Genomic DNA, 12,944 nt, shown 5'->3' with positions numbered 1-12,944 from the left:
AACAATATGTTAGAATTTGATTTTGAAATGGAGAGCTTGGCGCAAATAAAAGTCATCGGCGTGGGCGGCGGAGGTAGTAATGCTGTCAACCGGATGATTGAAAACGGCGTTCAGGGTGTAGAATTTATTACGGTTAATACAGACGCCCAAGCGTTGCATATGGCCAAATCGGAGCACAAGCTGCAGATTGGGGACAAGCTGACCCGCGGTTTGGGTGCAGGCGCCAACCCTGAAGTCGGTAAGAAAGCAGCGGAGGAATCCCGTGATCTGATTTCGAATACCCTTAAAGGTGCAGATATGGTATTTGTTACTGCAGGAATGGGTGGCGGTACAGGTACAGGTGCGGCACCAGTTATAGCTGAAATTGCTAGAGAGTGTGGAGCCCTGACTGTGGGTGTAGTGACTCGCCCGTTCACTTTTGAAGGAAGAAAACGTTATAACCAGGCAATGCTTGGAATCGAAGCTTTGAAAGAAAAAGTCGACACACTAATCGTCATTCCAAATGACCGTTTGCTTGAAATTGTTGATAAGAAAACACCGATGTTGGAAGCTTTCCGTGAAGCAGATAATGTTCTCCGGCAGGCTGTTCAAGGTATCTCTGACCTAATTAAGGTTCCTGGTCTGATTAACCTTGACTTTGCGGATGTAAAGACGATCATGACAGAGCGCGGTTCAGCGCTTATGGGTATTGGTATTGCAAATGGTGAGAACCGTGCGTCTGAAGCAGCACGTAAAGCCATCATGAGCCCACTCTTGGAAACGTCTATTGAAGGCGCCCGCGGCGTAATCATGAACATTACGGGAGGATCTAACCTCTCTCTATACGAAGTCAATGAAGCGGCTGAGATTGTTACATCCGCCTCTGATCCTGAAGTGAATATGATCTTTGGTGCGATAATTGATGAGGGCCTGAAGGATGATATCAAAGTAACAGTAATTGCTACTGGCTTTGAACATAAACCATCGCCTGAAGCTCCAGGACGCCGTCCGGTCTCGACGAATAACGAGCCAGCGGCAGCACCGGATAAGAACGCTGCTAATCTGCGTCCGTTCGGGAATCAGAACACGTCAGATCAGTTAGATATTCCGACGTTCCTGCGTAACCGTAATCGTGGCAACAATGACTAATTAAATATTTTATTAAGAGATATGAAGCACCGTATTCCCCAGCTAATAGAGCTAGGGCAATGCGGTGCTTTTTTTATGTGAAATGCTGTTCAGTAGGAATAAAACCCTCCCGCGCTATAACTCGACAAAAAAACCTTAAGAATGCCCCCCAAGTTTAGACAGACTTTGAATGCGAGACTTTTTATACTAATCATATCGTCCAAAAAAACAGAGCCTGATCTATTTTGGCTACAGGATAGATTCCGCCATAGTAAGCAGGTGAATGCACTGGTTGTTTATATTGACTTGATATTCGCCGCCAATCTAGTGATCGACGGAATTCTTTTGTGGCTGACAGGCTGGATGGTCAAGCTGAGGATATCATGGTGGCGCTTAGTTCTCTCAGCTCTGGTTGGTGCGCTGTATGTGGTGATGATGTTTGTGCCGGAGTTGTCTTTCATGTATACCTTCCTCATTAAGTTTGGATTGTCGGTGGTTATGCTATGGATTGCCTTTGGTTTTGGAAGTCTGCAAAGCTACCTTCGCACTATGGGAGCTTTTTATATTATCAATTTCGCAGCGGCTGGTGGGATTGTAGGTATTCACTATTTGCTGCAGAGCTCCGGTGATATTTGGAATGGTATTATGTTCACTGCTTCAGGAGGGCATGCTTACCGCCTAAAGATTGGCTTTTGGTTTGTAATTGCAGTATTTCCCCTGGTGTTAATCTGCTTCAAGGCAGTGCACTCCTCACGAATCAGAAGGGAGCAGCTTGAAACCTATATCGGTGAGGTGGTAGTAGAAATTGATGGAGTGACTGTTTCCTGTCCCGGCCTGCTAGACACAGGTAACCGGCTTTGTGATCCTTTGACCCGCATACCGGTGATGGTTATGGAATCTTCGCTCTGGGAGGGACATCTGCCTGAAACATGGAAAGGTAGACTCACTCAGGACGGAGCGGACAAACTTTTACTAGAAACGGACGGGCAGTCGTTTGCTTGGCAGGACAGGATGCGACTGGTGCCTTACAGGGGAGTTAACCGGGGGGCATCATTTATGCTCGCACTGAAGCCTGATCAGGTGACGATAAAGCTTGGTGAAGATATCTTTTATTGTAAAAGAGTCTTGATTGGGCTGGATGGTGGGACATTGTCGGGGGATGGAGCCTATCGGGCTGTAATACATCCTGATTTGGCTCAAAAAGAGAGCGCTACTGTTGCAGCACTGCCTTCCTAATCTTTAAAGCTAGCTGAACCAAACTTCTGATGGCTGAAAGCGGGATTTGAAAGCTTCACACGCGAACCGTGCACTTCTTGGAGGAGGAACAAATAATGGTCAAATGGAAAATTGCTCTGCAGCTGCAATATTACCGCATGCTGTTTCTACTAGGGCTGAAGAGTCAGGAAATCTATTATATTGGCGGGAGTGAGGCACTTCCTCCACCGCTGACACGGGAAGAAGAAGAATATCTGCTTCAGCGGCTGTCTAGCGGCGATGCAGCTGTTCGTGCGATGTTGATTGAGCGCAATCTTCGCTTGGTAGTATATATCGCTCGTAAATTTGAGAATACCGGCATCAATATCGAGGATCTGGTTTCGATTGGCGCTATTGGCTTAATTAAGGCTGTGAACACTTTTGATCCTGAGAAAAAAATAAAACTGGCTACTTATGCATCCCGCTGCATAGAGAATGAAATCTTGATGTATCTGCGGCGGAACAGCAAGACACGGAGTGAGGTTTCTTTTGATGAGCCGCTTAATATTGACTGGGATGGCAATGAATTATTGCTTTCTGACGTATTAGGAACGGAAAATGATACCATTTATCGGAACATAGAAGAACAGGTTGATCGCAAGCTGCTGCAAAAGGCACTGGAAAAGCTGAGTGACCGGGAAAGACTTATTATGGAGCTGAGATTTGGCCTGCGCGGAGGCGAAGAAAAGACACAAAAAGATGTGGCTGATCTGCTTGGCATCTCCCAATCTTATATTTCGCGGCTGGAGAAAAGAATTATCAAGCGGCTGCGCAAGGAGTTTAACAAGATGGTGTAAGGTGAAATTAGCAAGGAATAAAATGGCGAGCCCGGGAGATAATGTACAGTAATGTTTCTCCTTGGGAGGTAAATCATCATGACCCGTAATAAAGTCGAGATTTGCGGTGTGGATACTGCTAAGCTGCCTGTTCTAACGAATGTGGAAATGCGGCAACTGTTCACTTCGCTGCAGCAGCAGGGCGAGCGATCCGCCAGAGAGAAATTGGTAAACGGTAATCTTAGACTTGTTCTAAGCGTTATCCAGAGGTTCAATAATAGGGGAGAATTTGTTGACGATTTGTTCCAGGTGGGTTGCATCGGTCTGATGAAAGCCATCGATAATTTCGATTTATCACAAAACGTTAAATTCTCCACATATGCAGTTCCGATGATTATCGGTGAGATTCGGCGTTACCTGCGTGATAACAACCCGATTCGGGTATCACGTTCTCTCAGAGATATCGCCTACAAGGCGCTCCAGGTACGTGATAGTCTGACCAATCAGAACTCACGGGAACCGACGATATTCGAAATATCAGAAGCGCTGGGTGTGCCGAAGGAAGATGTTGTATTTGCTCTTGATGCCATTCAGGATCCAGTGTCCTTATTCGAGCCGATCTATCATGACGGCGGCGATCCTATTTATGTAATGGACCAGATTAGCGACGATAAGAATAAGGATGTGTCGTGGATCGAAGAAATTGCATTACGTGAAGCGATGCGTAAGTTAGGACAAAGGGAGAAACGAATTTTATCCATGCGGTTTTTCGAAGGGAAAACACAGATGGAGGTCGCAGATGAGATTGGCATTTCACAGGCACAGGTCTCACGTCTTGAGAAATCTGCGATTCAGCAAATGCAAAAACACGTGAAATCTTAGAGCAGTAGCCATGAGGAGATATTCCAGAATCCGGTTTAAGGATTTTGGGCTGTCTCCTCTTTTTAATGCATGTTGACAAGCTTCCGGATCATATATTGGACTATAGGTCGGATTGTACAGGGGTGGTGAGATGAACGAGGATTATCAAGGGTCTGCCAAAAAAATGAAAATCTCTGATTTTCAGACGAAGGATGTTATCAACATTGTAGATGGCAAGCGGTTGGGGCAGATTAGTGATCTGGAGCTTGATTTGCGCCGTGGTGTCATTGATGCCATCGTTATACCCGGATACACTCGGTTTATGGGATTGTTCGGAGGCGGGACAGATCTGATTATTCCATGGCGGAATATAGTCAAGATCGGGTCCGATGTTGTGCTCGTGAAGATTGAAGAGTCGCGGATGTCTCCGGGACAGGAAGAGCGTGAAACGATGTATCTGGAACGGGGAGATCGCAGCGAACGGCGCACTTATTAATTAGGTGCGTTTTTTGTTTTTTTATTTAAGAATTTAGGCGATCAGGCTTAACCGTCACTTTGTACGGGTATTTACATGTGGTACACTAAGGCGGAGGTGAGGAAATGGAACCGTTTGTGCAGGGGAAAGAAATGCTTATGCTGCTCCATCTGGAGCCTTGGCTGGTGGAGCATAACGAAATTACAGCGGGGTTTACTGGTAGACAGGGAGGGGCTAGCAAGGCGCCCTATGACAGCCTGAATTGTGCGTTTCACGTTGGGGATGCTCCTGAAGATGTCCTGAGCAATCGGAGAGCGCTTGCCGAAGCTCTTGATTTCAAGCCGGAAGCATGGACCTGTGGAGAACAAACTCATGGGGCAGAGATAGCTGTAGTAAGGGAAGTAGACCGTGGGCGGGGACAACAGGACAGAGCATCGGCATTTCAAGCTACGGATGGTCTGCTGACGGATGTGCCTGGGGTTTTGTTGACTTCTTTTTATGCGGATTGTGTGCCCCTTTATTTTTATGATCCCGTGCGTAGAGTCGTCGGTCTTGCGCATGCAGGCTGGAAAGGAACGGTGGCTCAGATTGCCGCAGCTATGGTGAGTAAGCTGCAAACGGTATACGGCAGCCATCCACATGATATTGTGGCAGCGATCGGTCCATCCATTGGCGACTGCTGTTATGAGGTGGATGATTATGTGATGGAGCATGTTCGGCAGCTGGAGGGCAGCTTGAATGAGGGGATAGAAACTTTCGATGCTGTGGAGCTTTACAGAGCCTCAGAGACTGATCAGAGTAAATACTTGCTAAACTTGAAAGAAATGAATCGACGCATTATGATAAAAGCAGGAATATTGCCGACTCATATCGAATGTACAACATGGTGTACAAGCTGTAATCGTGATTTGTTTTTTTCTTATCGCAAAGAAAACGGTATTACAGGCAGAATGACGAGCTGGATCGGAATAAAGGAGAGTTGAAAGTTGTCTTTAACACTGCAGGAGAGAATTGCTGAGGTAGAGGAACGTGTAGCACGTGCCTGCGCGGCAAGCGGCCGGGATCGTAATGACGTCAAGGTAATTGCAGTGACGAAATATGTTTCTCTGGGAATGGTATCCTCCGTATTGGAGGCAGGCCTAGAGCATGTTGCTGAGAGTCGCTGGCAGGATGCTGAGCACAAATGGAAGGTTTTAGGGGACAAAGGGACATGGCATTTTATCGGGCATTTGCAAACCAATAAGGTTAAAGACGTTATTGGCAAATTTCAATATATACACTCTTTGGACCGGATGTCTCTGGCGCAAGAATTACACAAAAAGGCGCTTGCTGCTGATCAGGAAGTGAATGTGTTTCTTCAAGTGAATATCTCTGGCGAAGATACGAAGTTTGGTCTGTCACCTGAGGCAGTACCTGGATTTTTACGTGAAATCGCTAGTTTGGACCGCGTTAAGGTAATTGGACTTATGACGATGGCACCTTTAGAAGGTGATCCGGAGCTTACCCGTCCTGTATTTCGCGGACTTCGTGAGCTGCGCGATGAGCTTAATCAACTTGCTTTGACACCTGAGCCGATTACGGAGCTGTCCATGGGAATGTCGAATGATTTTGAAGTGGCGATACAGGAAGGAGCCACCTGGGTACGCCTGGGTACGGTGTTAGTAGGCCATTAGGAGGGATCGTGATGAGCGTTATGAACCGATTTATGAGTTTTTTGGGCTTGCAGGAGGAAGAGGAAGTTGTGGAGCGGGAGCAAATCCACGAAGAGGATGAGTATGAGCCGGCCCCTGTAGAAACCCGCAAAAATCAGAGGGGCAACGTTGTCAGTATCCATTCGCAAAAAAATGTCAAGGTTGTATTATATGAACCACGTTCATATGATGAGGCACAGGAGATTGCTGATCATCTCCGTTCGCATCGGACGGTAGTAATTAACCTGCAGCGTGTTCGCAATGATCAAGCAATGAGAATTATTGATTTTCTCAGCGGAACTGTTTATGCCCTTGGGGGAGGAATCTCTAAAATTGGGGGCAATATATTTATGTGCACTCCAGATACTGTTGAAATTCAAGGCTCCATTACAGAAATCCTAGGTGACGATCAAGACTATAACAGAATGAGGTGAATGGGCTTTGCTTCAAATTGATTACATTATCGATATTTTGTTTAACATTTATTTTTACATGATTATTTTCTATGTGCTAATGTCCTGGTTACCCAACGTTCGTGATAACTTCATTGGAGAACTGCTAAGTAAACTCGTAGAGCCGTATTTAACACCTTTCAGACGGTTTATTCCACCGCTCTTCGGTACACTTGATATCTCTCCAATCATTGCATTACTTGTCTTGGAATTCGCGGCAGGCGGACTTAAATCTATCCTGCATTTGATTTTTTAGGCAACTGTGATGAAGAACGAAGTTTACGGGCATTTTCATCCCGATGAACGTCAATTTGTGGACAAGGCCTTCGAATGGGTTACCAACGCTGGAGAATATCATGAGACTAAATTAACTGAATTTCTCGATCCCCGCCAAGGTTTTATTCTGCAAACTTTAGTTAACCGCCATCCTGATGTAATTGTTAAATGGGAAGGTGGACATGCTGAGGCAGAGCGGAAGCGAGCGCTTGTCGCTCCTGATTATCGTGACCTGGATCAGGAAGACATGGAGCTGAAGGTGCTTGCAATAACCTCAGGGGAGCAGAAGTTTCTGGCTCTGGAGCACGGGGACTACATGGGTTCTATTCTGGGGCTGGGCGTTAAACGAGGCAAAATTGGTGATATTCATGTTCTGGACGATGGTTGTCATGTTGTAGTCGCTGCTGATATTGCAGATTATTTAGCTATGAATTTAACTGGAGTGCACCGGATACAGGTAAGTACGGAAGTATTACCCCTTTCCGCCTTGCGTAATAGTGAGGTTAAGCTGGAATTGATGGATTTGACTGTAGCATCCCTGCGATTGGATGGCATTGCCGCAGATGTAACACGGCTTAGCCGAAGCAAAATTCTTGCTCCCATCAAGGCTGGACGCGTTCGGGTAAACTGGAAAGTGGAGGAAGACCCATCCTGCAGTCTTAAGGATGGTGACATGGTATCTATTCAAGGCTTTGGTCGCTTCAAGGTTCTAGAGGTCGGCAGTTTGACGAAAAAGGGCCGATACCGTGTTCAGATTGGTAAATTTGTGTGAATCCCTTGCAGGAATACGGTCTTACTTGTCGAAATTGATTATTTCGAGGGAATCAAACATTTTTTAAGCTGGACGCCGATACTTTTAAGAAGAGGCGGACCATGAATGGCAGGCGGAACACAGGAACACCTTCTGCCTTTACTTGAAGTACAGTCTTTCTTCTTTGTCTGCCGCTTAGTTGCGATTTAGAGATAAAGAAGGTCCGAAATTTCTAGGAGGTGCACAGCATGCCATTAACACCGCTCGATATACATAACAAGGAGTTTTCTCGGAGACTTCGCGGTTATGATGAGGACGAGGTCAACGAATTTCTGGATCAAGTGATCAAGGATTACGAAAGCGTCATCCGTGAGAACAAGGAACTGCAGAATCAGCTTTTGTCTATTCAAGAGCGTCTGGATCATTTTGTGAATATTGAAGAAAGTTTATCGAAGACGATCTTAGTCGCTCAGGAAGCGGCGGATGATGTGAAGAACAACTCCAAGAAGGAATCCCAGCTCATTATCAAGGAAGCGGAGAAAAACGCCGATCGGATTATTAACGAAGCGTTATCCAAATCCCGTAAGGTTGCTATTGAGACTGAAGAATTGCGCAAGCAAGCTTCGATCTATCGCACTCGTTTCCGGACATTAGTGGAGGCTCAGCTGGAGCTGTTATCACAGGATGACTGGAATGCCTTAGAGAGTCGTGAGGCGAGCGAGAATGTAGCTTTCAAGGATGATGTTCTTCATCGCATCTAAAGGTTTCAGACGATAATTGGCTAAATAGAGGGAGCTATTCCCTCTATTTTTATTTTCCGATAAAATAGACCATAATAAAGTGAACTCCATGCGCAAGTACGCTCATAATAGCTAGATTGGGCGAATGGTTGTTGACATTTAGATTCAAAAAGTCTATAAATAGAACATATCTGTATAATGTTTATATGTATTCGATGACGGGACAAGTACGACAAGGTAACGTTCTCCAGAGAGTCGGCGATTGCTGCGAGCCGATTGTTCGAACCCTGCCGGAAGATCTTCCCCTAGAAGTTAAGCTGAAGCGTTGATCGTGCGTAAGCCTAACCGTCTGCCGGACGTTACACCGGACCTGTGCACAAGATTTACGCGCAGGACTGAGATTGTGCTGAATACACTCCCCTTAAGGATGTGCTCATGCGCAGAATTAGGGTGGTATCGCGAGCGTCGTCTCGCCCCTTTGGGGGTGGGATGACGCTTATTTTGTTGTTCCGGGGCGGCCATCCCCCTAAATCCCCCTTTCTAAGGGGGACCCCAAGGGCTGCTGCCCTCTGGACACCCGCAAAGTAAAGCCTCGTGCAAACTAGGTACGGTGGTGGAAACGAACGGATTCATGTGGCTGAAGGAGCGGCCCTTCTTAGGCTCCCCTGGCGGGTTCGCCTGCGGGGCCTTTACGGCAAGAGCGGTGCGCGACCAGCTGCGCAAGGTCGCCCATGGCGCCCCGAGCGATTGCTGCCCTACGGGATCGCAGCTCGGGAGCCCGGGCAAGAGCGGTGAGCGACCAGCTGCGCAAGGTCGCGTATGGCGCCCCGAGCGATTGCTGCCCTGCGGGATCGCAGCTCGGGTGCCAGGGCAAGAGCGGTGCGACCAGCTGCGCAAGGTCGCCCATTGGCCCCTCGAGCAATTGCTGCCCTAACGGGATCGCGGCTTGGGAGCCAGGGCAAGAGCGGTGCGACCAGCTGCGCAAGGTCGCGGAATGGCGCCCCGAGCGATTGCTGCCCTGCGGGATCGCAGCTCGGGAGCCAGGGCAAGAGCGGTGCGACCAGCTGCGCAAGGTCGCGAAAATGGCGCCCCGAGCAATTGCTGCCCTAACGGGATCGCGGCTCGGGAGCCAGGGCAAGAGCGGTGCGACCAGCTGCGCAAGGTCGCCCATGGCGCCCCGAGCAATTGCTGCCCTAACGGGATCGCGGCTCGGGTGCCGGGGCAAGAGCGGTGGGCGACCAGCTGCGCAAGGATCGCCCAAAGATCGAAAAGAGCTTTATAGACTAATCCATGAAAGGATTGACCATCACATGCAAAAAGTAGATGTCAGAGAAAAGGCGCGGGCAAGAGATGTCCGCATATTAAAGAAATGGAGCGACGAAAATACGTTCCGCAAGTCCATGGAGAACCGTGAGGGACGTCCAAATTATGTATTCTATGAAGGTCCGCCTACAGCAAACGGTGCGCCGCATATCGGACACGTGCTGGGACGGGTAATCAAGGATTTCATCGGTCGTTACCAGACAATGAAAGGTTACCGCGTGGTACGTAAAGCAGGCTGGGATACACACGGTCTGCCAGTAGAACTAGGCGTACAAAAGAAGCTTGGCATCTCCGGTAAACAAGAGATCGAGGAATATGGCGTAGAAAAATTCATCCAGGAATGTAAAGACAGCGTCTTTGGTTATGAGAAGCAATGGCGTGAATTTACAGAAGCGATTGGATACTGGACAGATCTAGATAATCCTTACGTAACCTTGGATAACACCTATATCGAAAGTGTATGGAACATCTTGGCTACAGTGCATGAGAACGGGTTGCTTTACCGCGGACACCGTGTTAGCCCGTATTGCCCGAGCTGCCAGACTACACTAAGCTCGCATGAAGTTGCTCAAGGCTACAAAACCGTTAAGGATCTCAGTGCAACCGCGAAGTTCAAGCTGGATGACAGCGGAGACTACGTATTGGCTTGGACGACAACACCTTGGACCTTGCCAGCCCATATGGCGCTAGCTATGAACCCGGACATGGATTATGTACGTGTGCAACAAGAAGATGGTGTGTACATCGTTGCTAAAAACTTGGTCGAAGAAGTAATGAAAGGCGAGCACACAGTCCTTTCTACACATAAAGGTTCCGAGTTTATCGGTAAAACTTACGCACCTCCATTCGGATATATTAAGGCAGAGAAAAGCAATGTTATCGTAGGCGCTTCTTTCGTTACAGATTCCAGTGGTACAGGGATCGTACACATGGCACCAGCACATGGTGAAGATGACTACAAGACTTGCCGTGAGAATGGCATCAGCTTCGTAAATGTGGTTGATAATTCCGGTAAGTATACGGATGTAGTCTCTGATTTTGCGGGACGTTTTGTTAAGGATTGCGATCTGGATATCATTAAGGTTTTGTCTGAAAAAGGATTGCTTTACGGTAAAGAGAAATACGAGCACAGCTATCCGTTCTGCTGGCGTTGTGATACACCACTTTTGTATTACGCAACAGACAGCTGGTTCATCAACACTACAGCGATCAAAGATCAGCTGATTGCTAACAACAACAGTGTAACTTGGTACCCTGAGCATGTACGAGAAGGCCGTTTCGGGAAGTTCTTGGATGAACTGGTTGACTGGAATATCAGCCGTAACCGTTATTGGGGTACACCCCTCAATGTCTGGGTATGTCAAGAGACGGGTAAAGAGTTTGCTCCACACAGCATTGAAGAGCTAAGAGCGATGGCGATTGGTGATGTTCCTGAAGATATCGAACTGCATAAACCTTTCGTGGATAAGATCAAGCTGCGCAGTCCGTTTAGCGAAGGTGCAGAGATGGTTCGTACATCGGAAGTGATCGACGTATGGTTCGATAGTGGCTCGATGCCTTTTGCACAAAGCCATTATCCGTTTGAGAACGAGGATAAGCTGAATGATCAGTATCCGGCAGATATGATCTGTGAAGGGATCGACCAGACCCGTGGATGGTTCTATAGCTTGCTTGCAGTATCCACCTTGTTCAAGGGTAAAGCACCTTATAAAGCGGTAATTGCTACAGGCCATATCCTCGATGAGAATGGTCAAAAAATGTCCAAATCCAAGGGCAATGTTATTGATCCTTGGGAAATCATGAATGAGTATGGTACGGATGCTTTCCGTTGGGCTATTTTGTCCGACAGTGCACCGTGGAATAATAAACGTTTCTCGCGTGGTCTTGTAGGTGAGACGAAATCTAAAGTAGTGGATACGCTGGTAAATACACATGCCTTCTTGACGCTGTATGCGGGCATTGATGGTTACGATCCAGCCGATCATCCTTTTAAAGTATCAAAACATAAGCTGGACCGCTGGATTCTGTCCCGTCTGAACAGCTTGATTCTTTTGGTGGATAAAGGACTTGCGGTAAATGACTTCGTGAATACATCTAGAGCTATTGAGAACTTTGTGGATGAGCTGAGTAACTGGTATATCCGTCGTTCCCGTGACCGTTTCTGGGGGAGTGGCCTAGGTGAAGATAAACTGGATGCTTACCGTACGTTGACTCATGTGCTTTTGGCGACAGCAACTTTGATGGCTCCATTTACACCGATGTTGTCCGAAGATATCTTCACGAACCTTGGCGGCGGAGAAAGTGTGCATTTGGCAGACTACCCGGTTGCTGACGAGAACTTGATCGATAAAGAGCTGGAAGAGGATATGGAAAGTGCAAGACAGATCGTTGAGTTGGCGCGTAACGTACGTAACGAAACAGGCATTAAGAATCGTCAACCGCTGTCCGAGCTGATCGTTTCGATGAACCGTGACTTCCATTTGGCTGAGTATGAAGAGATCATCAAAGATGAGATCAACATCAAGAACATCGTGCTGGAGAACAGTGACAGCGGATTTGTTGATTTCACACTCAAGCTGAATCTTAAGGTAGCCGGTAAAAAATACGGTAAAAATGTAGGCTTCCTGCAAGGCTTCCTGAAAAGCCTCGACAGTGATTCTACCCGCAAAGCGGTACAGGACGGTAAAATTGCAATTGCGACACCTGAAGGTGAAGAGCTTGTAATCACTTCTGAAGAGCTGCTTGTTGAAAAACAAGCCAAAGCAGGTTTCGCCGCAGCTTCCGGATATGGAGTTACGGTTGCGCTCAATACCGAAATCACGCCTGAGCTTGAACAAGAAGGCTGGGTTCGTGAGATCATTCGCGCGGTTCAAGATTACCGTAAACGTCTGGATCTGCCGATCGAGAAACGGATCGCACTCACCTTGAAATTAGATGATGAGCTAAAAGCAGCTGTTACAGCATTTGACAATGTATTGCGAGACAATGTTCTTGTGACTACGGTTGATTTTGATGGAGAACATGCTTTTGAGACGGTAGAAGTCGGTGATAAATCCATCGGTATCCATATCGAAGCATAATTCTGCATTACCTGTCCCAAAACAGCATATACTAGCGGCATAAGTGTAAACGGAGATCTTCCGTTTATGCGGGAAATATAGTCTTTATATTTCGGCGCAAAACTAACGAGTCCCGAGCTTAAGGAGATGAATTCTCTTTGGCCGGGCTCGTTTACTTT

At 47.2% G+C, this 12,944-nt stretch carries 12 protein-coding genes and 1 other annotated feature; all 12 genes read left to right on the top strand.

Going from position 1 to position 12,944, the window contains the following annotated elements:
• Positions 1–6: 6 nt before the first annotated feature.
• Positions 7–1,128, top strand: coding sequence for a cell division protein FtsZ (gene ftsZ / locus NST94_RS22490; protein WP_076129065.1), 1,122 nt, complete (start codon positions 7–9; stop codon positions 1,126–1,128).
• A gap of 267 nt (positions 1,129–1,395) precedes the next feature.
• A complete protein-coding gene (gene spoIIGA, locus NST94_RS22485) occupies positions 1,396–2,343 on the top strand; it encodes a sigma-E processing peptidase SpoIIGA (RefSeq protein WP_076217866.1) in 948 nt (315 codons plus the stop codon).
• Positions 2,344–2,435: 92 nt separating this feature from the next.
• On the top strand, positions 2,436–3,158 hold the full coding sequence (sigE, locus tag NST94_RS22480) for an RNA polymerase sporulation sigma factor SigE (RefSeq protein WP_036683937.1): 723 nt from the start codon (positions 2,436–2,438) through the stop codon (positions 3,156–3,158).
• 78 nt (positions 3,159–3,236) lie between these two features.
• A complete protein-coding gene (gene sigG / locus NST94_RS22475; RefSeq protein WP_036683631.1) occupies positions 3,237–4,019 on the top strand; it encodes an RNA polymerase sporulation sigma factor SigG in 783 nt (260 codons plus the stop codon).
• 130 nt (positions 4,020–4,149) lie between these two features.
• Positions 4,150–4,494, top strand: coding sequence for a YlmC/YmxH family sporulation protein (locus NST94_RS22470; protein WP_036683628.1), 345 nt, complete (start codon positions 4,150–4,152; stop codon positions 4,492–4,494).
• A 104-nt stretch (positions 4,495–4,598) separates the two neighbouring features.
• Positions 4,599–5,456, top strand: a complete 858-nt coding sequence (pgeF, locus tag NST94_RS22465; protein ID WP_339281314.1) for a peptidoglycan editing factor PgeF — start codon at positions 4,599–4,601, stop codon at positions 5,454–5,456.
• 3 nt (positions 5,457–5,459) lie between these two features.
• Positions 5,460–6,146, top strand: coding sequence for a YggS family pyridoxal phosphate-dependent enzyme (locus NST94_RS22460; RefSeq protein WP_076302471.1), 687 nt, complete (start codon positions 5,460–5,462; stop codon positions 6,144–6,146).
• Between the two features lie 11 nt (positions 6,147–6,157).
• The gene (gene sepF, locus NST94_RS22455) at positions 6,158–6,598 is read left to right on the top strand and encodes a cell division protein SepF (protein WP_036683619.1); all 441 of its coding nucleotides are present in this window, start codon (positions 6,158–6,160) and stop codon (positions 6,596–6,598) included.
• Between the two features lie 7 nt (positions 6,599–6,605).
• Positions 6,606–6,872 carry a YggT family protein gene (locus tag NST94_RS22450; RefSeq protein WP_036683616.1) on the top strand — a complete coding sequence of 89 codons (267 nt, stop codon included), beginning with the start codon at positions 6,606–6,608 and terminating at the stop codon, positions 6,870–6,872.
• A gap of 9 nt (positions 6,873–6,881) precedes the next feature.
• The gene (locus tag NST94_RS22445; RefSeq protein ID WP_076129071.1) at positions 6,882–7,664 is read left to right on the top strand and encodes a YlmH/Sll1252 family protein; all 783 of its coding nucleotides are present in this window, start codon (positions 6,882–6,884) and stop codon (positions 7,662–7,664) included.
• Between the two features lie 227 nt (positions 7,665–7,891).
• Positions 7,892–8,404, top strand: coding sequence for a DivIVA domain-containing protein (locus tag NST94_RS22440; RefSeq protein ID WP_051491297.1), 513 nt, complete (start codon positions 7,892–7,894; stop codon positions 8,402–8,404).
• Between the two features lie 185 nt (positions 8,405–8,589).
• Positions 8,590–8,864, top strand: a binding site (T-box leader).
• An 829-nt stretch (positions 8,865–9,693) separates the two neighbouring features.
• On the top strand, positions 9,694–12,786 hold the full coding sequence (gene ileS, locus NST94_RS22435) for an isoleucine--tRNA ligase (protein ID WP_076128823.1): 3,093 nt from the start codon (positions 9,694–9,696) through the stop codon (positions 12,784–12,786).
• Positions 12,787–12,944 lie beyond the last annotated feature (158 nt).

The sequence above is a fragment of the Paenibacillus sp. FSL H8-0282 genome, from assembly GCF_037963825.1.
Lineage (GTDB): Bacteria > Bacillota > Bacilli > Paenibacillales > Paenibacillaceae > Paenibacillus_AQ > Paenibacillus_AQ odorifer.
The sequence above is the reverse complement of the archived record's forward strand: the minus strand, read 5'-3'. Positions and strand labels throughout refer to the sequence as shown.